The following is a 23691-nucleotide window of genomic DNA, read 5'->3' on the forward strand; positions in this document are numbered from 1 at the left end:
GGGCTGATGGGCATGCGGTGAAAATCCCGGTTTTTCCTTTTTCTCCGTCAGTCTTGCATTTTCTTAAAAAAAGAAGGAAAATAGACACGGAGCGCATAGCCCAGAAAGATCCTTGAGTGAGGGATGGACAAATGACATCAAAATCTGTAGAGCATGTTGCGGATATCGAAAAATCACTCCGCCATATCGCTGCGATCATTAAACAAAAAGGAAGAGAAATCCTTAACCAATATGCAATTACACCGCCGCAATTCGTGGGGCTTCAATGGCTTTATGAATTGGGGGATATGACAATAGGCGAATTATCAGGCAAAATGTATTTGGCTTGCAGCACGACGACGGATCTGATAGACCGCATGGAAAAAAATAAGCTTGTCGAGCGGGTGAAAGACCCGGCTGACAGACGGGTCGTCAGAATTCATCTTCTCGCTGAAGGAGAGCGCATTATCCAAGAAGTGATTTTGAAAAGACAGGCTTATTTGCGGGATATGTTTGCGACATTTTCCGAAGAAGAAACAGCCGCTTTCGAAAAATCATTATTGAAACTGCAGCATGAAATGAAAAGAAAATGAGGCGATTTTGTTGGAACAGCCGATAGGAGTCATTGATTCCGGGGTTGGCGGGTTAACCGTTGCTAAGGAAATCATGAGACAGCTACCGAAGGAAAATATCATCTATGTGGGAGATACAAAACGCTGCCCGTACGGCCCGCGTCCTGAAGAAGAAGTTCTTCAATACACGTGGGAAATGACCGATTACCTGCTGGAAAACCACCATATCAAAATGCTCGTGATCGCCTGCAATACGGCCACGGCCATTGCCTTGGAGGATATTCAGCGCAAAACGGATATTCCGGTTGTCGGCGTCATTCAGCCGGGTGCGAGAACGGCGATAAAGGTCACGAAAAACCAGCATATCGGCGTCATCGGCACGGTCAATACCATTAAAAGCAGAGCGTATGAGCAGGCGCTGCTCGGGTTAAACGCAGAACTTCAAGTTGAGAACACGGCTTGTCCGCTGCTCGTGCCGTTTGTGGAAAGCGGACGGTTTCTTCAGGAATCAGCGGAGGAAGCGGTTGAAGCATCGCTTGAGCCTTTAAAAGGTACATCAATTGACACCTTGATTTTAGGATGTACGCATTATCCGATTTTAAAAGATCCGATTCAGAACTATATGGGAGAGCATGTGAAAATCATTTCCTCCGGAGACGAGACGGCGAGAGAAGTGAGCACCATCTTGTCTTATAAAGGTTTGTTAAACCAATCGAAACATGCACCGGAGCATCAATTTCTTACAACGGGAGAGCGGAACGGCTTCGCAAAAATTGCCGAAGACTGGTTCGGCCACGAAATCGGCCATGTCGAGTGCATCTCCCTTCAAGAGCCGGTCAGAAAATAAATCAAAAAAACCCGCTGTTTACGGCGGGTTTTTTTGCGCTTCCCGGTCTATTTCCCGGACAGGGCTCGTATACATCATAGTACAAACAGCCTTAGGAGGGAAAAGTATGCTGAAAAAAGGACCTGCAGTCATTGCTGCAACATGTCTTACTTCGGCTTTTGTGTTATCTGGATGCGGTTTGTTTCAATCCGATAAAACAGCCGGGGAAATTGACCCGCCTCAAGACATTTCATATGTAAAGGATGAAGCGGGAATTCAGGCAAAACCAAAGCAGTCAGAGAAAAACGGCACTTCTAAAGCCGACCAGCCGGCCAATACAGTCATGCGAGAGCTGTATCTGATTGATAAAAACGGCTATGTCGCAGCACAGACACTGCCTCTTCCGAACAGTGAGGGAACCGCAAAGCAGGCCCTTGAGTATTTGGTTCAGGGAGGGCCTGTGTCAGAAATCCTGCCGAACGGCTTCAGAGCGGTGCTCCCTGCGGATACGACGGTAAATGTCGATATTAAAAAAGACGGCACTGCCGTCGCTGATTTTTCGAAGGAATTTAAAAACTATAAAAAAGAAGACGAACAAAAAATCCTGCAATCGATTACATGGACGCTTACCCAATTCAGCTCAATAGATAAAGTCAAAATCAGAATCAACGGGCACGAACTGAAAGAAATGCCTGTGGGCGGCACGCCGATTACGGGCGATTTAAGCAGAAAAGACGGGATTAATATTGAAACGGCCGGAGTGAATGATCTGACAGACACCCATCCGCTGACTGTCTATTATCTGGCGGAAACAGAGACGAGCGAATACTACGTGCCTGTCACAAAGCGGATTGACAATTCGGAAACAAATGACATCACCGCTGCCGTTGAACAGCTCGCCGACGGACCGGGCAAAGCAAGCGGGCTTTTGACGGACTTTAATAACGATGTTAAGCTTCTCGGCAAGCCGAAAGTAAAAGACGGCCAAGTTACACTGGACTTTAACAGCTCCATTTACGGAAGCGCCGACGAAAAAACAAAAATGGTATCATCGGGCGTACTGGACAGCATCGTTCTCACATTAACCGAACAGCCGTCGATTAAAAGTGTTTCTATAAAAGTAAACGGAAAATCAGAACTGGTGAATGAAAAAGGAGAATCCCTTTCAAAACCTGTTTCGAGGCCGTCACAAGTGAATACGGGTAGTTTTTAATTTGCGATTTTTGATATACTAGTAAAAAAGAGGTTAGCGTTCCGGCTGCCTCTTTCTTTATTCACAATCCGGAACAAAAGGTTTATGTACATATAATCGGAGGTAAAATATGAGACACGACGGAAGACAGCACGATGAGCTGCGCCCTATCACATTTGATTTGGATTTTATCACTCACCCGGAAGGCTCTGTTTTAATTACAGCGGGAAATACGAAGGTCATCTGTAATGCATCTGTGGAAGACCGGGTGCCGCCATTTTTACGCGGCGGAGGAAAAGGCTGGATCACAGCGGAATACAGCATGCTTCCCCGCGCGACGAATCAAAGAACGATAAGAGAATCTTCAAAAGGAAAGGTCTCCGGCAGAACGATGGAAATTCAGCGGCTGATCGGGCGCGCGCTCCGGGCCGTCGTTGATTTGGAGAAGCTCGGCGAACGGACGATCTGGATCGACTGTGACGTCATTCAAGCTGACGGCGGAACAAGAACGGCTTCCATTACCGGCGCCTTCTTGGCAATGGCCATTGCGATCGGCAAACTCGTAAAAAGCGGCGTTATCAAAACCTCTCCTGTGACAGATTATCTCGCGGCCATTTCTGTCGGGATGGATAAAGAAGAAGGCCTTCTTTTGGATCTGAATTATGAAGAGGATTCGGCGGCTGAAGTCGACATGAATATCATCATGACGGGAAGCGGACGTTTTGTAGAGCTTCAAGGGACGGGCGAAGAAGCCACATTCTCCCGTGAAGATTTAAACGGACTGTTAAGTCTTGCCGAAAAAGGAATCCAGACGCTTATTCAAAAGCAAAAAGAAGTGCTGGGAGAAACATTGCCTGAACTGAAATAAGAAAGAGAGGCCTGATCACCGTGAAAGAAGCCATTATTGCGACACACAATCAGGGAAAAGTGAAAGAATTCAAGGAAATTCTCGAACCGAAAGGCTACAGCGTCTCTTCTTTGGCGGAAATCGGATTTACGGAAGAAATTGAAGAAACCGGACATACCTTTGAAGAAAACGCCATCTTAAAAGCGGAAGCCGTGGCAAAAGCCGTCAACAAAATGGTCATTGCAGACGACTCCGGTTTATCAGTGGACAACCTTGGAGGCAGACCGGGCGTTTATTCAGCCCGTTATGCCGGAGAAGCAAAAGATGATAAGGCGAACATGGACAAGGTGCTGTCAGAATTAAAAGGCATCGAAAAAGAGCAGCGCACGGCCCGTTTCCGCTGCGCCCTTGCCGTCAGCATGCCGGGGCAGGAAACAAAAACGGTCGAAGGTCATGTTGAAGGGTATATTGCGGAAGGACCCGAGGGAGATAACGGGTTCGGCTATGATCCCATTTTTATTGTAAAAGATAAAGATAAAACCATGGCCCAGCTGACAAGCGCTGAGAAAAACAAAATCAGTCACAGGGCTGAGGCGCTCAAGAAACTGTCAAAGCTGCTTGATTCATAAGGGGGAGCGTATGCAATGAAAGTGCTGATAATAAGTGACAGTCACGGCCTTGAAGACGAGCTGGAGACGATTGCAAAGCGGCACGAAGACGAAGCGGATCTGATGATTCATTGCGGTGATTCAGAGCTTGACGCCGCACATCCGGCGCTCACGCCGTATCACACGGTGAAAGGCAATTGCGACTTTGGCGGCGGGTTTCAGGATGAACTCCTTCTGGACGCAGGTTCAAAGAAAATTCTGGCCGTTCACGGGCATCTTCACGGCATTAAACAGTCACTTTTAACTGTTTTTTACCGGGCGGAAGAGCTTGGGGCGGATATCGTCTGCTTCGGCCATTCACATATTGCCGGGAGTGAAGAGCTTCGGGGCAAGCTTTTGATTAATCCGGGCAGCATCCGTCTTCCAAGAGTCCGCAATGTGAAAAGCTATGCCATTCTTACTCTTACAGAAAGAGAAGTCGCCGTGACATTTTACGACGAAACGGGTCGGGAATTGAAGGATTTGGGGACTACAATCAGTTTTTAACAAGTGATGGGGGAGATTTCATTCTTCCCCATCAAAAGTTTTTAAAAAAATATTGACTTATGATTTGAACCTGTATATAATAAATCTTGTCGCTGATACATAATGCAAAAGCTGTCCCAGTAGCTCAGCTGGATAGAGCAACGGCCTTCTAAGCCGTCGGTCGGGAGTTCGAATCTCTCCTGGGACGTACAAAAAAAGAGCTGGTGACATCAGAGTGAAAACTGATGCCGCTGGCCTTTTTTATCGGATGACTATATTGTCAAATCGCTGAAATCATGGTAAAATGATCAGCAGAACAATTTGATTTTCATGTCCCAGTAGCTCAGCCGGATAGAGCAACGGCCTTCTAAGCCGTCGGTCGGGAGTTCGAATCTCTCCTGGGACGTATAAAAAACCTCAAGCCCTGACAATGGGTTTGAGGTTTTTTTGTATTTTATTTTTATTTTACGAAACAAAAGTTCCGTATTTGATGAAAATTGTAAAGTAATTTTAATATAAATGAAACTTAATGTAATATTTACCGTAATAAATATATGTATAAAGATACTTAAGGCGCCCTTGAGTGATAAATTATCTAATTTCTATCATGCATTTTGTCAATGAATGATAGAAAGACAGCAGGAGGAATTAGCTTTTGAAGTACGCATTTGCATATAAAAATCACAATATAGAAACGATCTTTTGCGGAAAAGACGAGCTGTTTGAGGAACTGAAACAATTTCTAATCACTCAATGCGGTTTAATCATCGTTGAGGTTTCAAGGGCTGATTACTATACGGAGCAGGAAATGAATCAGTGGAATGACCGTTATACTCTGTGAATAAGAAAAGAAACCGGCCGTGGGAGGCCGGTTTTTGTATCATCTGAATCCGCTCGGAGCGCTGAAGCCCCCGGCATGGCCGCTGAAACCGCCCCCGAGCGCGCCGGGATGCGCCCCGGCGCCGAGGCTTCCGCCGACGTCACTGAAGGATTGGCCGTAGTACCCGGTTGTATAAGGGTACGGAACGAATTGCTGCCCGGCGAATGACAGCGTGCTTTGCGGGGTCTGCTGTCCGTATCCGGATTGCGGAAATCCCTGCTGAAAAGAAGGGCCGCCTTGATATGGTACTGTATGCATCGGGGCCGGAGGATAGTAAGACTGCGGCGGTAAGACCGGTAAAGGCGGAAATCCAGGAGGCAGGCCCTGCATGCCTGATAACATCTTATTCATGACATCACTCATTTCTTACGAGATAAGAACAGTGTATGCGTATGTCTGTAGAAAGAGCCTGTTCAATCGAACGGAATATCTGACAAGCATGCCGGAAGGACAGAGAAAAATTGTGTAATAAAATGTGACATATTCGTATATGAACGGAAAAATTTCATGTAATCTTGAGAGATTAATAAAAAAATGATAAAAACTTTTAACATTTACAGATCCCTTTGTACCAGTAATGAAAGCGTATACAAAATAGATTGATTAATCTAAATTGTCTAATAATTATAAAAATGCTGTTGACACTGTCTGCAAACGGGCGTAATATGAGTTCAAACAAAAATAAATAAATGATTCACGCTAAAAAGAAAAATCATAAAACACTGAAAAAACAAACAAGTGAAGGTTCTTTTTTAATAAAAGAGCTGCCATAATAAAAAGCGCAGAAGAGGATAAGTAGCTTTGCTGAAGTTTTTCACAGAGAGCCGGTAACGCTGAGAGCCGGTAAAACAAATCAAAGTGAACTCCCCTCAGAGTGCCGGTCTGAAATGTAAAGAGTAGGACTCGGCCGAGTGAACACAATGTTTACTCGTTATCAAAACGGATAATCATTATCCATGAGACGGTCTGCATATGACCGTAAACAAGGGTGGTACCGCGGAAAGCAAAGCCTTTTCGCCCCTTTTGGCTATCGCATGAAATGCTTGGCTGAATGTGGGTGGGAAGGCTTTTTTATTTGCGTCAGCCGGCGCTGCGTTTTATGAATTGGATTTTAGAAAGGAACATTGAAAAGGAGGAACTGAAAATGGGTACAAATGTACAGGCGGATTCTTTGTCTGCCGAATGTACAAAAACAATGAACGGGGCTCTGATGCTGATTGAATCATTAAAGAAAGAAAATGTCGAGATGATCTTCGGCTATCCGGGGGGAGCCGTCCTTCCGATTTACGATAAACTGTATCAATCAGGATTGGTTCACATCCTGCCCCGCCACGAGCAAGGCGCGATTCATGCGGCAGAAGGGTATGCGAGAGTCTCCGGAAAGCCGGGGGTTGTGATTGCTACCTCCGGACCCGGAGCGACAAATTTAGTTACCGGTCTTGCCGATGCGATGATAGATTCATTGCCGCTCGTAGTGTTTACCGGTCAGGTGGCCACTTCGGTCATCGGCAGCGACGCTTTCCAGGAAGCCGACATTTTAGGAATTACGATGCCGATTACGAAACACAGCTACCAAGTCCGCCGTCCGGAAGATCTCCCCCGTGTGATTAAAGAGGCGTTCCATATCGCCACGACGGGAAGACCGGGCCCGGTATTAATTGATATACCGAAGGATGTCGCAGCATTTGAAGGAGAGTTCAGATATGATCACGAGATCAGCCTTCCGGGTTATCAGCCTGTAAAAGAGCCTAACTATCTGCAGATCAGAAAGCTCGTGGAAGCTGTCAGCAGTGCGAAAAAGCCGGTTATTTTAGCCGGAGCGGGTGTTTTGCACGGTAAAGCTTCAGAAGATTTAAAAAATTATGCCGAACAGCAGCAAATTCCGGTAGCCCACACGCTTCTCGGTCTGGGCGGTTTCCCGGCAGACCATCCTCTTTTTCTGGGAATGGCGGGGATGCACGGCACATACACAGCGAATATGGCGCTTTACCACTGTGATTTGTTGATCAGCATCGGAGCGCGGTTCGATGATCGTGTGACCGGAAATCTGAAGCATTTTGCAAAATCGGCCAAAGTAGCGCATATCGATATTGATCCTGCTGAAATCGGAAAAATTATTGAAACGCAGATTCCAGTGGTCGGCGACAGTAAAATCGTCCTTCAGGAATTATTGAAGCAAAACGGAAAACAGGGACAGACAGAGGAATGGAAACAGCAGCTTTCAGAATGGAAAGAAGAATATCCGCTTTGGTATACAGACAACAGAGAAGAGGGCTTGAAACCCCAAAAGCTGATTGAGTATATTCACCAATTCACAAACGGAGAGGCGATTGTGGCGACGGATGTCGGCCAGCACCAGATGTGGGCAGCTCAGTTTTATCCTTTCCGAAAGGCTGATAAGTGGGTGACCTCGGGGGGACTCGGCACAATGGGCTTCGGCCTTCCGGCGGCTATCGGAGCACAGCTGGCCGATCGTAACGCCACGGTCGTTGCCATCCTCGGAGACGGCGGTTTTCAGATGACCCTTCAGGAATTAGATGTCATCCGGCAGCTGAATCTTCCTGTCAAAGTGGTTATCTTGAACAACGAATGTCTGGGCATGGTCAGACAGTGGCAGGAAATCTTCTATGAAGAGCGCTATTCTGAATCCAAATTCTCGGCGCAGCCTGACTTTGTCAAATTGTCAGAAGCCTACGGCATTAAAGGCGTCCGGATTTCATCGGAGGAAGAGGCGGAAGAAGAGCTTAAAAAGGCGCTTTCATCAAAAGAACCGGCCGTTATTGACGTCCGGGTCGCCAAAAGCGAGAAAGTATTCCCGATGATTGCGCCGGGTAAAGGACTTCATGAAATGGTGGGGGTGAAACCTTGAAACGCATTATCACATTAACGGTGGTCAACCGCTCGGGAGTATTAAACCGGATCACCGGCCTGTTTACAAAAAGACACTATAATATCGAAAGCATCACTGTAGGCCACACGGAAACAAGCGGTGTTTCAAGGATTACATTTGTCGTCCATGTGGAAGGCGAAAATGACGTAGAGCAGCTGACAAAGCAGCTTAACAAACAAATTGACGTCCTGAAAGTGACGGATATTACAAACCAATCGATTGTACAGCGTGAGCTGGCATTAATCAAAGTTGTTTCCGCACCGTCGGCCAGAACGGAAATCAATGGAATCATTGAGCCGTTCAGAGCTTCCGTCGTTGATGTCTCAAGAGACAGCGTCGTCGTTCAGGTTACCGGCGAATCTAATAAAATCGAAGCGCTCATAGAGCTGCTCAAACCCTACGGCATTAAAGAAATCGCGAGAACGGGCACAACGGCTTTTGCGAGGGGAACCCAGCAGAAGACGTCATCCAATAAAACAATTTCAATTGTATAACACAAAAAAGGGAGAGATTAAAATGGTAAAAGTATATTATAACGGTGATATCAAAGAGAACGTATTGGCGGGTAAAAAAGTAGCGATTATCGGTTACGGTTCACAAGGTCATGCACACGCGCTGAACTTAAAAGAAAGCGGAATTGATGTCATTGTCGGCGTCAGACAAGGCAAATCATTTACACAGGCCCAAGAAGACGGTCATCAAGTCTTTTCGGTAAGAGAAGCGGCTGCCCAGGCTGATATCATTATGGTTCTTCTTCCGGATGAACAGCAGCAAAAAGTATATGAAGCTGAAATCAAAGATGAATTGACGGCGGGCAAATCATTGGTATTCGCACACGGATTTAACGTCCATTTCCATCAGATCGTGCCTCCAGCTGATGTAGATGTCTTCCTTGTCGCTCCTAAAGGGCCGGGACACCTTGTCAGAAGAACATATGAACAAGGCGCAGGCGTACCGGCATTGTTTGCCATCTACCAGGATGTATCAGGCGAAGCGAAAGATACGGCTCTTGCTTATGCAAAAGGAATCGGCGGAGCGCGTGCGGGCGTTCTTGAAACAACATTTAAGGAAGAAACGGAAACGGATTTGTTCGGTGAGCAGGCTGTTCTGTGCGGAGGTTTAACGGCGCTTGTCAAAGCGGGTTTTGAAACGCTGACAGAAGCCGGCTACCAGCCTGAACTCGCATACTTCGAGTGTCTGCACGAACTGAAGCTGATCGTAGACTTGATGTATGAAGAAGGATTGGCGGGCATGAGATACTCTATCTCTGATACGGCTCAATGGGGAGATTTTGTCTCAGGGCCGCGCGTAGTCGATGCAAAGGTAAAAGAATCGATGAAACAAGTATTAACGGATATTCAAAACGGTACATTCGCGAAAGAATGGATCGTGGAAAACCAAGTGAACCGTCCTCGCTTCAATGCGATCAATGCAAGCGAAAACGAGCATCAGATTGAAAAGGTCGGCAGACAGCTCCGTGAAATGATGCCGTTTGTCAAACAAGGCAAAAAGAAGGAAGCGGTGGTCTCCGTTGCGCAAAATTAATGTTTTCGACACGACCCTTCGTGACGGTGAACAATCCCCCGGGGTCAACCTCAATTCCCGGGAGAAACTGGCGATAGCCAAGCAGCTTGAAAGACTCGGGGTGGACATTATTGAAGCGGGATTTCCCGCTTCATCCCGAGGTGATTTTTTAGCCGTGCAGGAAATCGCAAGAACGATTAAAAATTGTTCGGTAACAGGGCTTGCCCGATCTGTCAAAGGTGACATCGACGCAGCCTGGGAAGCGCTGAAAGACGGGGCCAGCCCGCGGATTCACATCTTTATCGCCACTTCTGACATTCATCTGAAGCATAAGCTGAAAATGACGCGGGAAGAGGTTAAGGAAAAAGCGGTTGAAATGGTGAAGTATGCAAAAGAACGCTTTCCGATCGTTCAATGGTCAGCAGAAGACGCATGCCGCACCGAACTTCCGTTTCTGGCTGAAATCGTTGAAGAAGTGATTGATGCCGGCGCGAGCGTCATCAACCTGCCGGACACTGTAGGTTACCTGACGCCGGATGAATACGGAAACATCTTTAAATATATGAAGGAACACGTTCCGAATATCAGCCGGGTAAAGCTTTCAGCCCATTGCCACGATGATCTCGGAATGGCGGTTGCCAACTCGCTTTCGGCAATTGAGAACGGCGCTGATCAAATTGAATGCGCCATTAACGGCATAGGAGAAAGAGCCGGGAACGCCGCGCTAGAGGAAATCGCCGTTGCGCTTCATGTCAGAAATGACGCGCATCAAGCCGATTCATCTCTCAATCTTCATGAATTGAAGCGGACGAGTGATCTTGTCAGCAAACTGACGGGTATGGCCGTTCCCCGCAACAAAGCAATCGTCGGAGATAACGCTTTCGCACATGAGTCCGGCATTCACCAAGACGGTTTCCTGAAAGAAAAATCAACATATGAAATCATTTCACCGGAACTTGTCGGCGTGACTGCTGATGCGCTCGTACTCGGAAAGCATTCCGGGCGCCACGCGTTCAAAGACCGCCTGAATACGCTTGGATTCCAGTTTGATAGTGAGGAAATCAATAAATTTTTTACGATGTTTAAAGAACTGACCGAAAAGAAAAAAGAAATCACCGATGATGACTTGATTTCTCTTATTTTAGAAGAAAAAGTGACAGACAAAAAAATCGGCTATGAATTTTTGTCTCTGCAAGTGCATTACGGGACGTCTCAGGTGCCGACTGCAACAGTCTCTTTGAAAAATCAGGAAAACGAACAGCTGATTCAAGAGGCGGCAACGGGGGCGGGCAGCGTAGAAGCCGTTTATAATACGCTCGGGCGCTGCATCGATAAAAATATTGAACTGACAGACTACCGCATCCAATCCAACCGGAAAGGCGAAGACGCGCTGGCTCAAGTTTTTGTCAGAGTGACCGTGAACGGAAAAGAAACATCAGGGCGGGGAATCGCGCAGGATGTTCTGGAAGCTTCTGCTAAAGCTTATCTGAACGCCGTGAACCGGCAGCTGGTGCTGGATTGCAATTTAGACGGATTAAAGAGACAGACTGCGGTCGGCTCGTAATAGAAAGGAGAACGTTTGATTTGAAAAAACGCATTGCTTTGCTTCCCGGTGACGGAATCGGACCGGAAGTGGCGGAATCAGCGGCAGATGTATTGAAAAGCGTTGCCGAACAATTCGGACATGAATTTGAATTTGAAAACGGACTGATCGGGGGAGCGGCTATTGACGCCCATCAAAACCCCCTTCCTGAGGAGACGGTGGCTCTTTGTGAAAGATCCGACGCCATCCTGCTCGGGGCAGTCGGCGGGCCGAAATGGGACCAAAATCCTCCGGAGCTCAGACCGGAAAAAGGCCTGCTCGGCATCAGAAAAAAACTCGGCCTGTTTGCCAATCTGCGTCCCGTGACCGTATTTGAAAGCTTGTCTGAGGCGTCTCCGCTGAAAAAAGAATATATCAGCGGCGTCGACTTTGTAATCGTCAGGGAACTGACGGGCGGCCTCTACTTCGGAGAACCGAGCAGACAGTATGTCAATGAAGCGGGAGAAAAGGAAGCGGTCGATACCCTTTTTTATAAGAAAGAAGAAATCGCACGCGTTGTCAGAGAAGCCTTTAAGATGGCTGCCGGCAGAAAAGGAAAAGTGACGTCCGTTGATAAGGCGAATGTGCTTTCTTCAAGCAGGCTGTGGCGTGAAACAGCGGATGAAATCGCAAAAGAATTTCCTGATGTGACGCTTGAACATATGCTTGTCGATAATGCCGCGATGCAGCTCATCTACGCTCCGAGCCAATTTGACGTCATCGTAACTGAGAATATGTTCGGCGATATTTTAAGCGATGAAGCCTCCATGCTGACAGGCTCGCTCGGCATGCTGCCGTCAGCCAGTTTATCAAGTTCAGGTCTTCACTTGTTTGAACCCGTGCATGGATCTGCGCCTGACATCGCCGGTAAAGGGATGGCCAATCCGTTTGCGGCGATTTTATCTGCGGCGATGCTTTTGAGAACATCTTTCGGGCTTGAAAACGAAGCGCAGGCGGTGGAAAAGGCGGTCGCAAAGGTGCTTGCAGACGGCAGCCGTACACGTGATATCGCCCGGGACGGCCAATATGCCGGAACGCATGACATTACTGAAAAAGTAAAAGCCGCATTAGCCGGCTCGAATACAAAATCTATAGTGTGACGCTTTAAAGAAAGCGGTCTTAGTTCATAGGTAGAGGGAGGAAACAAAGATGATGCCTCGAACAATCATCGAAAAGATTTGGGATCGGCATGTTGTAAAAAGCGGTGAAGGAAAACCCGACCTTCTCTATATTGATCTGCACCTCATTCATGAGGTGACGTCTCCTCAGGCGTTCGAAGGGTTAAGGCAGAAGGGAAGAAAGGTCAGACGGCCGCAGAACACATTCGCAACGATGGACCACAATATTCCGACCGTCAACCGTTTTGACATTAAAGATGAAGTCGCAAAGCGCCAAGTAACCGCGCTTGAACGGAATTGTGAGGAGTTTGGCGTCCGTCTTGCGGATCTTCACAGCGCAGATCAGGGAATCGTTCACGTGGTCGGGCCTGAGCTTGGTCTGACACTTCCGGGAAAAACGATCGTTTGCGGAGACAGCCATACATCGACTCACGGCGCATTCGGAGCGCTTGCCTTCGGTATCGGCACAAGTGAGGTGGAACATGTTCTTTCCACTCAGACACTATGGCAGCAGCGGCCGAAAACGCTTGAAATCCGCGTTGACGGAACGCTCCAAAAAGGAGTGACCGCGAAGGATGTCATCTTGTCGGTCATCGGAAAATATGGGGTGAAATTCGGTACCGGATATGTCATTGAATACACCGGGGAAGTATTCAGAAACATGTCTATGGACGAACGCATGACCGTCTGCAATATGTCGATAGAAGCGGGAGCACGGGCGGGACTGATCGCTCCGGATGACACGACGATTGAATATTGTAAAAACCGTAAATACGCGCCAAAAGGCGAGGAATTTGAAAAAGCCGCCGCAGAATGGAAAGCGTTAAAAACTGATCCGGGCGCCGTATACGATCATTCCATCGTGTTAGACGGCAGCGAGATTTCTCCAATGGTAACATGGGGCGTCAATCCCGGCATGGTTCTTCCGGTCGATGCCCAAATACCGGCTCCGGAAACGATTGATTCTGAAGACGGTAAAAAAGAAGCCATCCGCGCGTACGAATACATGGGAATCGCACCGAATCAAAAAATTGAAGATATTAAAGTCGAGCATGTGTTTATCGGCTCCTGTACAAATTCGCGGATGACCGATCTTCGCCAGGCTGCGGATATGATCAAAGGCCGAAAAGTCGCCGACAGCGTCAGAGCTATTGTGGTGCCGGGTTCTCAAAGCGTGAAACAGCAGGCCGAAGAAGAAGGGCTGCACCGCGTGTTTCTCGAGGCCGGATTTGAATGGAGAGAATCAGGCTGCAGCATGTGCCTCAGTATGAACAATGATGTCGTGCCTGAAGGGGAACGATGCGCTTCCACTTCCAACCGCAACTTCGAAGGCAGACAGGGAAAAGGCGCGAGAACACACCTTGTCAGTCCGGCGATGGCGGCAATGGCGGCCATTCACGGGCATTTCGTCGATGTAAGAAAGTTTTATCAAGAAAAAACAGTTGTGTAAGGAGTGCGCGAAAAGATGGAACCTTTAAAAACACATACGGGAAAAGCGGCCGTCTTAAACCGGATCAACGTCGATACGGACCAGATTATTCCGAAACAGTTTTTGAAAAGAATTGAAAGAACAGGATACGGCAGATTCGCGTTTTTTGATTGGAGATACCTTGAGAACGGTGAGCCTGATCCTGAATTTGAATTAAACCGCAAAGTCTATGAAGGCGCGTCCATATTAATTGCCGGAGAGAATTTCGGCTGCGGATCATCCCGTGAGCACGCTCCTTGGGCGCTGGATGATTACGGCTTCAAAATCATCATTGCTCCGTCATTTGCCGATATTTTTCATCAAAACTGTTTTAAAAACGGTATGCTTCCCATCCGTATGCCGTATGATCAGTGGAAAAAACTCGCCGGTCAATATGAAAATCAGTCTCTTAACATGACGGTTGACTTGGAAAACCAGCTCATTCACGACAGTGAAGGAAAAGAGATTTCATTTGAAGTCGATCCTCACTGGAAGGAAATGCTGATAAACGGCTATGATGAAATTTCATTAACGCTTCTGCTGGAAGACGACATACAGCAGTTTGAATCGAAAAGAAGTTCATGGCTTCAAGCCTGAAAAAAGCCGACCGGCATCTGTCCGGCGGCTTTTTTTACCGTGCGCACCATCCTTTCTTGTGTTTCCTGACGCGTGTTGATACACTTGAAAAAAATAGCGCCTGAAAGGAAATAAAGTATGACGCATGACAAGAAAAAAGCTGATATCATTCCTTTCCCCCGTTTGAAAGAACGCTTGGTTGATAAAGGGATGGCCGCCATGAAGGATAAACAGTATCAGGAGGCCCTCGAACTGTTCTCAGAGGCGGTAAGCCACGGCGATACCGAGTCCGACGTACATTTAGGCATGGCGATTTGTTTTCTGGAACTCGGGGAATTGGAAGAAGCAAAACAAGTTTGCGAGAAAATGCTGAATGAAGGGTACGGCCATTATTTCACCGTACTGCAGGTGTACATGACCATTTTAATTCAGCTGAAACAATATGAAGAAGTCAAAAGCACAATTGAAGCTGTGCTGGAAGAAAACCAGCTGCCCGCAGAAAGTGCGGAGCAATTCTACCGGCTGCTCGAATTCAGCCGCAAAATGACCGATCCCGACCAGCAGGATGAAGCGTGGGAGGAGGAATACGAGGACATTCTTGATGCGGAAAAAGTGCTGAACAGCCCCGCTGAACAAATGAATCTGATTCATTCTCTCAAAGACCGCAATATTGCAAAATACACGGGTCTCTTAAAAACGATTCTTCAAGATCCGGGCGCACATCCGCTTATCAAAACGATGATTTTGACGCTGATGGCGGAGCACGACTACAGCAAGCCGGTCCATATTACAAAATTCGGCGATTCAATGACCGCGGTTCCGAGTGAAACGGTTCAGCCTGATGCGGCTCCGATTTTGCATCGCGTTCTCCGGGTGCTTGATGAAACGCTCGGCAATGAAAACCCTACATTATACGCTGCCGTCGAGGAGCTGTGGAGAAGGCATCTGTACGTCCTGCACCCTTTTATGCCGAAGTTTTTGAACGCAGATTTATGGGCGGCGGCGCTTCATAAGGTCGGTTACGAGATGCACGGCATTGACATTGAGCCGGAGGAACTTCATATGATGTACGAGTTTGACAGCCGCGAACTTGAAGAAGCCTGCACGATGATTAAGGATATTGAAGAAATTTCTTATTTGTAAATCACACCATATAGTTGAAAGCGGTAGGCGTTATGTTATAATATAGTGGTTGTATTTATGTATAGCGGTTTAACTGAAATGAGAATTACGGTTGGACAGGCTGCCAGTTCATTACATAATGATTCTGATTCAAAGCGGTTTTTTCTTTGACAAAGCCGCGGATTGCTTTAGAATGGAAGACCGACACAACCTGAATAGATTTTTGGAGGGAAACACATGTCTGTAAAATGGGAAAAACAAGAAGGCAACGAAGGCGTATTAACGGTTGAAGTTGATGCGGATACGTTCAAAACAGCTCTTGATGATGCATTTAAAAAAGTAGTAAAACAGGTTTCTATTCCTGGATTCCGCAAAGGGAAAGTTCCCCGCGGTTTATTCGAACAGCGTTTCGGCGTTGAAGCTCTTTACCAGGATGCTTTAGATATTTTACTTCCTGTAGAATACCCTAAAGCGGTTGAAGAAGCCGGCATTGAACCTGTAGACCGCCCTGAAATCGATGTTGAAAAAATCGAAAAAGGCGAAAGCTTGATTTTCACTGCAAAAGTGACTGTAAAACCGGAAGTGAAACTTGGCGACTACAAAGGCTTAGGAATCGAAAAAGATGACACTGCCGTTACTGACGAAGATGTACAAAACGAACTTAAAGCGCTTCAAGAGCGTCAGGCTGAGCTTGTCGTGAAAGAAGAAGGCGCTGTTGAAAACGGCGATACAGTCGTTCTTGACTTCGAAGGTTTCGTTGACGGCGAAGCGTTTGAAGGCGGAAAAGCTGAGAACTACTCACTTGAAGTAGGATCAGGTTCATTCATCCCGGGCTTCGAAGAGCAGTTAACAGGCCTTGAAGCAGGCGCTGAAAAGGATGTTGAAGTAACATTCCCTGAAGAGTACCACGCTGAAGAGCTTGCCGGAAAACCAGCTGTTTTCAAAGTGAAAATTCATGAAATCAAAGCGAAAGAGCTTCCTGAGCTTAACGACGAATTCGCAAAAGACATTGACGAAGAAGTTGAAACGCTTGCTGAATTAACTGAGAAAACAAAAAAACGCCTTGAAGAAGCAAAAGAAAACGAAGCTGACGCTAAATTGCGTGAAGAGCTTGTTCTGAAAGCATCTGAAAACGCTGAAGCTGATGTTCCTCAAGCGATGATCGACACTGAGCTTGACCGCATGCTGAAAGAATTCGAACAGCGTCTGCAAATGCAAGGCATGAACCTTGAGCTTTACACTCAATTCTCAGGCCAAGACGAAAACGCGTTAAAAGAGCAAATGAAAGAAGATGCCGCAAAACGCGTAAAATCAAACCTGACTCTTGAAGCGATCGCTCAAGCTGAAAACCTTGAAGTAACAGACGAAGAAGTTGAAGCTGAGCTGACTAAAATGGCTGAAGCTTACAACATGCCGGTTGAAAACATTAAGCAGGCAATCGGTTCAACTGACGCGATGAAAGAAGATTTAAAAGTTCGAAAAGCAATTGATTTTCTTGTAGAAAACCGTTAATATGGTTCATAATAATAGACATAATAAAACAGGGCGCGATTAATTCGTGCCTTGTTTTGTACAATTATGATATAACTCTTTTTCTTGGGGCAAGATAGTCATTGCCGGGCTGTTTTTCGTCATACATATAGAATGTGCAAGTGCGAAACACATTGTTACCGTCTTACTGGAAAGTATGGTAAAATGCAATACATACTCGATCGTAGCAAGAACCGTTTTCTTTTGCCCTTCAGGTAAAAGAAAAAGTGAGACAAGATTAAGGGGTGAAAGAATGTTTAAATTCAACGAGGAAAAAGGACAATTGAAATGCTCGTTCTGCGGAAAAACGCAAGATCAGGTTCGTAAGCTGGTTGCAGGACCGGGTGTATATATATGCGACGAATGTATTGAGCTCTGTACAGAAATCGTAGAGGAAGAGCTTGGTACAGAAGAAGAAGTCGAATTTAAAGACGTTCCGAAGCCGCAGGAAATCCGTGAGATTCTGAATGAATATGTCATCGGACAGGATCAGGCGAAGAAATCACTTGCGGTTGCGGTATACAACCATTACAAACGCATCAATTCCAACAGTAAAGTGGATGATGTCGAGCTTTCTAAAAGTAATATTTCTTTAATCGGACCGACTGGAAGCGGGAAAACACTTCTTGCCCAGACGCTTGCGCGTATTCTGAACGTGCCGTTTGCGATCGCGGACGCTACATCTCTGACTGAAGCCGGATATGTCGGTGAGGACGTGGAAAACATCCTCCTCAAGCTGATTCAGGCAGCAGACTATGATGTGGAAAAAGCAGAAAAAGGCATTATTTATATCGATGAAATCGATAAAGTAGCGCGAAAATCTGAAAACCCGTCCATTACACGCGACGTATCAGGCGAAGGCGTTCAGCAGGCGCTGCTGAAAATTCTTGAAGGAACGGTTGCAAGCGTGCCGCCTCAAGGAGGACGCAAACATCCTCATCAGGAATTCATCCAGATCGATACGACGAACATCCTGTTCATTTGCGGCGGTGCATTTGACGGCATCGAACAAATCATCAAACGCCGTCTCGGACAAAAAGTCATCGGCTTCGGCTCTGATAATAAAGCGGCAGACCTGGAAAAAGAAGAACTGCTTTCTAAAGTTCTTCCTGAAGACTTGCTCCGTTTCGGTCTGATTCCTGAATTCATCGGCCGTCTTCCTGTCATTGCAAGCCTTGAGCAGCTTGACGAAACGGCACTGGTTGAAATTCTGACTAAACCGAAAAACGCACTCGTCAAACAATACAAGAAAATGTTAGAACTTGATGATGTCGAGCTTGAATTTGAAGACGAGGCATTATCTGAAATTGCGAAAAAAGCGATCGAGCGTAAAACAGGCGCACGCGGCCTGCGTTCTATCATTGAAGGCATCATGCTTGACGTCATGTTTGATCTGCCGTCCCGCGATGATATTGAAAAATGTGTCATTACCGGAGCGACAGTCGCAGACGGTGAAGCACCGCGTCTTGTATTAAAAGACGGCACAGTTGTCGGCCAAGATAAAACATCAGCATAACATGACAAAACCTCCTGACTCGAATTGATCAGGAGGTTTTTTTTCTTGTCCTGACCCTTCTGAAAATGTTTATTCCGGGCTTTGCTGGGAGATACTAGCGGACAGAGGAATGAATTGGATACATAAATCGTTTTTTCAGGAGGGACCAGCATGAGTTGGACAGGGATCGCATTATTTGTACAGCTGTTTTTCGGGATAGTCATCGGATTATATTTTTGGAATCTGCTCAAAAACCAGCGTACACAAAAAGTGACGATAGATAAAGAATCAAAAAAAGAAATGGAACAGCTGCGCAAAATGCGCGCCATCAGTTTATCAGAACCTTTATCAGAAAAGGTGCGGCCGAAAAGCTTTCAGGACATTGTCGGCCAGGAAGACGGAATTAAAGCGTTAAAAGCAGCGCTTTGCGGACCGAACCCGCAGCACGTCATTATTTACGGTCCTCCGGGAGTCGGTAAAACGGCTGCGGCGCGGCTGGTATTGGAAGAAGCGAAAAAACATAAACAGTCACCGTTTCAAAAGCAGGCTGTTTTTGTTGAACTTGATGCGACGACCGCGCGGTTTGATGAACGGGGGATTGCCGATCCGCTTATCGGTTCAGTGCATGATCCCATTTATCAGGGAGCGGGTGCGATGGGCCAAGCAGGCATTCCGCAGCCAAAACAGGGGGCTGTGACCCATGCTCACGGCGGGGTATTGTTTATTGATGAAATCGGCGAGCTTCACCCGATTCAGATGAATAAAATGCTGAAGGTGCTTGAAGATCGAAAAGTATTTTTAGACAGTGCGTATTACAGTGAAGAAAATACGCAAATACCGAATCACATTCATGATATTTTTCAAAATGGGCTTCCGGCAGATTTCCGTTTGATCGGAGCGACAACGAGAATGCCGAATGAAATTCCGCCGGCCATCCGTTCGCGCTGTCTTGAAGTATTTTTCCGCGAGCTGGAAAAGGATGAACTTAAAATCGTTGCGAAAAAAGCAGCCGACAAAATTCAGAAAGAGATTTCTGACGAAGCTCTCAATGTGCTGACCACATATACGAGAAACGGACGTGAAGCCGTCAATATGATCCAGATCGCCGCCGGCATGGCGGTGACTGAGGACAGAAAAGAAATTACGACAGAAGATATAGAATGGGTTGTTCATTCCAGTCAGCTTACACCTAAAAATGAGCAGAAAATCGCCGATGAACCGCAAGTCGGCATCGTGAACGGACTTGCCGTCTACGGGCCGAACAGCGGCGCATTGCTGGAAATCGAAGTGAATGTCACACCTGCGCAGGACAAAGGAAGCCTGAATATCACGGGAATTGCAGAGGAAGAAAGCATCGGCAGCCAATCGAAGTCGATCCGCCGCAAAAGTATGGCGAAGGGATCTGTAGAAAATGTTCTGACGGTTCTGCGCACAATGGGCATCAAACCTTCAGACTATGACATTCACGTCAATTTTCCGGGCGGAGGCCCGATTGACGGACCTTCAGCAGGTATCGCGATGGCCGCGGGGATTTTTTCCGCGATTCACCGCATCCCGATCGACCATACGGTGGCGATGACGGGAGAAATCAGCCTGACGGGGCTTGTCAAACCGATCGGCGGCGTCATTCCGAAAATTAAAGCCGCAAAACAGGCCGGAGCAAAAACGGTCATTATCCCATATGAAAATCAGCAGTCCATTCTGAAACGAATAGACGGAATCACCATTAAAGCGGTAAAAACGTTCCAGGAAGTGCTGGACGTCATATTGGTTGACCCTCCTTCAGAACAAAAACCGTTTGATATCCAAATGAATAAAGAATCCGTATAAACCCCATTTTTATAATGGGGTTTTTTTATGGAGGACATCTTTTCCTTTTTCAGAACAGAAAGAAAGGGTATACTACGAAGAGACTGTTTTATATACAGGGCAGGCGGATAAGCCGGTTTTGCCCGATCCCGGAATTGTACAACGATGAAAAAGTTGTATTATAATGGTTCATACTAAAGTCACGGAGGTGTCAGTCACATGGCAGAAGATACAAAACGCAGCATCCCGCTCCTCCCTTTAAGAGGCTTATTGGTATACCCGACAATGGTTTTACATTTAGATGTAGGCCGTGACAAGTCGGTTCAGGCTCTTGAACAGGCAATGATGCATGATCATATGATTTTTTTAGCCACTCAGCAGGATATTTCGATAGACGAACCGGGTGAAGAGGATATTTTCGCCGTCGGCACTTATACAAAAATTAAACAGATGCTGAAGCTGCCCAACGGTACGATCAGAGTGCTTGTAGAAGGAATTCAGCGGGCGCAGATCCTTGAATACACCGAGCTCGAAGATTATACTTCGGTCGATATACAGCTGATGCATGAGGATGATTCAAAAGACGTGGAAGACGAAGCGCTTATGCGGACGCTGCTGGACCATTTTGACCAGTACATAAAAATTTCTAAAAAAATCTCCGCAGAAACGTATGCGGCTGTGACTGATATTGAAGAGCCCGGCAGAATGGCGGATATCGTCGCTTCTCATCTCCCGCTGAAATTAAAGGACAAGCAGGACATTTTAGAAACGGCGGATATTAAAGAACGTCTGAATAAGGTCATCCGTTCCATTCATAATGAAAAAGAAGTGCTGGAGATTGAGAAAAAAATCGGTCAGCGCGTCAAACGTTCGATGGAACGCACTCAAAAGGAATACTACTTGCGTGAACAGATGAAAGCCATTCAGAAGGAGCTTGGCGACAAAGAAGGAAAAACCGGCGAAGTTCAGTCGCTCACGGAAAAGATAGAAGAAGCAGGCATGCCTGAGCGTGTCAAAGAAACGGCGCTTAAGGAATTAAGCCGTTACGAAAAAGTGCCGTCAAGCTCAGCGGAAAGCTCTGTTATCCGCAACTATATTGACTGGCTCATCGCCCTTCCGTGGTCGGATGAAACAGAAGATAAACTTGATATTAAAAAAGCCGGGGAAATCTTAGATAAAGAGCACCACGGCTTAGAGAAAGTGAAAGAGCGGATTTTGGAGTATTTGGCCGTGAAACAGCTGACGAAAACGCTGAAAGGGCCGATTCTTTGTCTGGCCGGACCTCCGGGAGTCGGTAAAACATCTCTTGCAAAATCAATCAGTACGAGCATGGGGCGCCGTTTTGTGAGAATTTCACTGGGCGGAGTGCGCGATGAGTCTGAAATCCGCGGGCATCGGCGTACATACGTCGGAGCGATGCCGGGCCGTATTATACAGGGGATGAAAAAAGCCGGCAAACAAAATCCGGTTTTTCTCCTGGATGAGATCGACAAAATGTCGTCTGATTTCAGAGGCGATCCGTCTTCAGCGATGCTTGAGGTGCTGGATCCGGAACAAAACAGCACATTCAGCGACCACTATATTGAAGAGACGTTCGATTTATCGAAAGTGCTGTTTATCGCGACTGCGAATAACCTTGCTTCCATCCCGGGCCCTCTCAGAGACAGAATGGAGATTATCAGCCTGTCAGGCTACACTGAAAACGAAAAGCTGGAGATCGTGAAGGACCACCTGCTTCCGAAACAAATCAAAGAGCACGGGCTCACAAAGAGCAGCCTGCAGATTCGGGACCAGGCGATTACGGACATCATCCGCTACTACACGAGGGAAGCCGGCGTGAGAACGCTTGAACGCCAGATTGCCGCCATTTGCCGAAAGGCTGCAAAAGCCATTGTGTCTGAGGAGAGAAAACGCATTACCGTTACAGAGAAAAATCTGGCCGACTATCTCGGAAAACGGATATTCAGATACGGACAGGCGGAAACCGAAGATCAAATCGGGGTTGTCACGGGGCTTGCGTATACGACGGTGGGCGGAGATACGCTGTCAATCGAAGTGTCATTGTCACCGGGAAAAGGAAAGCTGATTCTGACCGGGAAGCTTGGAGATGTCATGCGGGAATCAGCACAGGCCGCTTTCAGTTATGTCCGCTCGAAAGCGGAACAGTTCGGAATCGACCCGAAATTCCATGAGAAGTATGACATTCATATCCATGTCCCTGAAGGAGCGGTGCCGAAAGACGGCCCTTCTGCCGGAATTACGATGGCCACGGCGCTCGTTTCAGCATTAACGGACCGTGCGGTAAAACGCGAAGTCGGTATGACGGGAGAAATTACGCTGCGGGGCCGCGTGCTTCCGATCGGCGGACTGAAAGAAAAGGCGCTCGGCGCGCACAGAGCGGGCCTGACCACTATTATTGCGCCTAAAGATAACGAAAAAGATATAGAGGATATTCCAGAAAGCGTCAGAGAAGGACTGAAGTTTATATTCGTTTCTCACCTGGATGACGTTTTGGAACATGCCTTAGTAGGAGAGAAGAAATGAAAGTCACAAAGTCAGAAATCGTGATCAGCGCGGTCAAACCCGAACAGTACCCTGATGGGGGGCTTCCGGAAATCGCGCTGGCGGGAAGATCAAATGTAGGAAAGTCATCTTTTATCAATTCATTAATCAATCGGAAAAACTTGGCCAGAACGTCATCAAAACCGGGGAAAACACAGACCCTAAACTTTTACATCATCAATGATGAATTGCATTTTGTCGACGTTCCCGGGTACGGATTTGCGAAAGTTTCCAAAAGCGAGCGGGAAGCATGGGGGAGAATGATTGAAACCTATATGACGACCCGCGAAGAGCTGAAAGCCTGCGTGCAGATTGTCGACCTCAGGCACGCGCCGTCTGCTGAAGACGTGAACATGTATGAATTCCTGAAGTATTACGGCATTCCTGTCATCGTTATCGCGACAAAAGCGGATAAGATTCCAAAAGGAAAATGGGACAAGCACTTAAAGGTTGTCAAACAGACGCTTGATATGGATCCTGAAGACGAGCTGATTTTATTTTCCTCTGAAACGAAAAAAGGCAAAGATGAAGCATGGGGAGCCATTAAAAAAATGATCAGCCGGTAATGAAAAACCCAAAACGCAGT

The 23691-nt window shown here is 46.9% G+C and carries 21 protein-coding genes, 2 tRNA genes and 1 other annotated feature; of the genes, 22 read left to right on the top strand and 1 reads right to left on the bottom strand.

Going from position 1 to position 23691, the window contains the following annotated elements:
- The first annotated feature begins 131 nt into the window (after nt 1-131).
- The 9 genes from ABK447_RS06385 to ABK447_RS06425 all read left to right on the top strand — a co-directional run bounded on the left by ABK447_RS06385 (nt 132) and on the right by ABK447_RS06425 (nt 5390).
- On the top strand, nt 132-572 hold the full coding sequence (locus ABK447_RS06385; protein ID WP_003152580.1) for a MarR family winged helix-turn-helix transcriptional regulator: 441 nt from the start codon (nt 132-134) through the stop codon (nt 570-572).
- A 7-nt stretch (nt 573-579) separates the two neighbouring features.
- Nucleotides 580-1398, top strand: coding sequence for a glutamate racemase (gene racE, locus ABK447_RS06390; protein WP_012118125.1), 819 nt, complete (start codon nt 580-582; stop codon nt 1396-1398).
- Between the two features lie 106 nt (nt 1399-1504).
- Nucleotides 1505-2590 carry a GerMN domain-containing protein gene (locus tag ABK447_RS06395; RefSeq protein WP_007408133.1) on the top strand — a complete coding sequence of 362 codons (1086 nt, stop codon included), beginning with the start codon at nt 1505-1507 and terminating at the stop codon, nt 2588-2590.
- A 109-nt stretch (nt 2591-2699) separates the two neighbouring features.
- Nucleotides 2700-3437, top strand: coding sequence for a ribonuclease PH (rph, locus tag ABK447_RS06400; RefSeq protein WP_007612934.1), 738 nt, complete (start codon nt 2700-2702; stop codon nt 3435-3437).
- Nucleotides 3438-3448: 11 nt separating this feature from the next.
- A complete protein-coding gene (locus tag ABK447_RS06405) occupies nt 3449-4045 on the top strand; it encodes an XTP/dITP diphosphatase (RefSeq protein WP_087920775.1) in 597 nt (198 codons plus the stop codon).
- A gap of 15 nt (nt 4046-4060) precedes the next feature.
- Nucleotides 4061-4570 (top strand): YfcE family phosphodiesterase, encoded by a 510-nt coding sequence (locus tag ABK447_RS06410; protein ID WP_015240324.1) that lies wholly within the window; start codon nt 4061-4063, stop codon nt 4568-4570.
- Between the two features lie 113 nt (nt 4571-4683).
- Nucleotides 4684-4757 (top strand) — tRNA-Arg (locus ABK447_RS06415).
- A 124-nt stretch (nt 4758-4881) separates the two neighbouring features.
- Nucleotides 4882-4955, top strand: a tRNA-Arg gene (locus ABK447_RS06420).
- Between the two features lie 249 nt (nt 4956-5204).
- The gene (locus ABK447_RS06425; RefSeq protein ID WP_007408136.1) at nt 5205-5390 is read left to right on the top strand and encodes a hypothetical protein; all 186 of its coding nucleotides are present in this window, start codon (nt 5205-5207) and stop codon (nt 5388-5390) included.
- A 39-nt stretch (nt 5391-5429) separates the two neighbouring features.
- On the opposite strand, the gene ABK447_RS06430 is transcribed toward ABK447_RS06425, so the two are convergent.
- Complete coding sequence (locus tag ABK447_RS06430; protein WP_164463362.1) at nt 5430-5780, bottom strand: DNA helicase; 351 nt, start codon at nt 5778-5780, stop codon at nt 5430-5432.
- Nucleotides 5781-6202: 422 nt separating this feature from the next.
- Nucleotides 6203-6454 (top strand) — a binding site (T-box leader).
- 119 nt (nt 6455-6573) lie between these two features.
- Here ABK447_RS06430 and ilvB point away from each other — a divergent pair.
- The 13 genes from ilvB (at nt 6574) to yihA (ending at nt 23671) form a co-directional block, all read left to right on the top strand.
- Entirely contained in the window at nt 6574-8298 is a 1725-nt protein-coding gene (gene ilvB / locus ABK447_RS06435) for an acetolactate synthase large subunit (protein ID WP_032866714.1), read from the top strand.
- Complete coding sequence (gene ilvN, locus ABK447_RS06440; protein ID WP_012118120.1) at nt 8295-8813, top strand: acetolactate synthase small subunit; 519 nt, start codon at nt 8295-8297, stop codon at nt 8811-8813. The genes ilvB and ilvN overlap by 4 nt, the downstream gene beginning before the upstream one ends.
- A gap of 22 nt (nt 8814-8835) precedes the next feature.
- Entirely contained in the window at nt 8836-9864 is a 1029-nt protein-coding gene (gene ilvC / locus ABK447_RS06445; RefSeq protein ID WP_007408142.1) for a ketol-acid reductoisomerase, read from the top strand.
- On the top strand, nt 9851-11407 hold the full coding sequence (locus ABK447_RS06450; protein ID WP_094031872.1) for a 2-isopropylmalate synthase: 1557 nt from the start codon (nt 9851-9853) through the stop codon (nt 11405-11407). Before ilvC ends, ABK447_RS06450 begins: the two co-directional genes overlap by 14 nt.
- Before the next feature lie 20 nt (nt 11408-11427).
- Nucleotides 11428-12525, top strand: a complete 1098-nt coding sequence (leuB, locus tag ABK447_RS06455) for a 3-isopropylmalate dehydrogenase (RefSeq protein ID WP_003152604.1) — start codon at nt 11428-11430, stop codon at nt 12523-12525.
- Nucleotides 12526-12574: 49 nt separating this feature from the next.
- The gene (gene leuC, locus ABK447_RS06460; protein WP_003152606.1) at nt 12575-13993 is read left to right on the top strand and encodes a 3-isopropylmalate dehydratase large subunit; all 1419 of its coding nucleotides are present in this window, start codon (nt 12575-12577) and stop codon (nt 13991-13993) included.
- A gap of 15 nt (nt 13994-14008) precedes the next feature.
- Nucleotides 14009-14608, top strand: coding sequence for a 3-isopropylmalate dehydratase small subunit (leuD, locus tag ABK447_RS06465; protein ID WP_007408146.1), 600 nt, complete (start codon nt 14009-14011; stop codon nt 14606-14608).
- A gap of 117 nt (nt 14609-14725) precedes the next feature.
- Entirely contained in the window at nt 14726-15730 is a 1005-nt protein-coding gene (ddcA, locus tag ABK447_RS06470; protein ID WP_012118117.1) for a DNA damage checkpoint antagonist DdcA, read from the top strand.
- Between the two features lie 216 nt (nt 15731-15946).
- Nucleotides 15947-17221 (top strand): trigger factor, encoded by a 1275-nt coding sequence (gene tig, locus ABK447_RS06475; protein WP_003152618.1) that lies wholly within the window; start codon nt 15947-15949, stop codon nt 17219-17221.
- Nucleotides 17222-17492: 271 nt separating this feature from the next.
- Nucleotides 17493-18755, top strand: a complete 1263-nt coding sequence (clpX, locus tag ABK447_RS06480) for an ATP-dependent protease ATP-binding subunit ClpX (protein ID WP_007408149.1) — start codon at nt 17493-17495, stop codon at nt 18753-18755.
- A gap of 150 nt (nt 18756-18905) precedes the next feature.
- A complete protein-coding gene (lonB, locus tag ABK447_RS06485) occupies nt 18906-20564 on the top strand; it encodes an ATP-dependent protease LonB (protein WP_025285062.1) in 1659 nt (552 codons plus the stop codon).
- Between the two features lie 198 nt (nt 20565-20762).
- Nucleotides 20763-23087, top strand: a complete 2325-nt coding sequence (lon, locus tag ABK447_RS06490) for an endopeptidase La (RefSeq protein WP_052827698.1) — start codon at nt 20763-20765, stop codon at nt 23085-23087.
- Complete coding sequence (gene yihA, locus ABK447_RS06495) at nt 23084-23671, top strand: ribosome biogenesis GTP-binding protein YihA/YsxC (protein WP_003152626.1); 588 nt, start codon at nt 23084-23086, stop codon at nt 23669-23671. The genes lon and yihA overlap by 4 nt, the downstream gene beginning before the upstream one ends.
- The last annotated feature ends 20 nt before the right edge of the window (nt 23672-23691 follow it).

This window comes from Bacillus sp. hwrm1 (assembly GCF_040207805.1).
Taxonomy (GTDB): domain Bacteria; phylum Bacillota; class Bacilli; order Bacillales; family Bacillaceae; genus Bacillus; species Bacillus velezensis.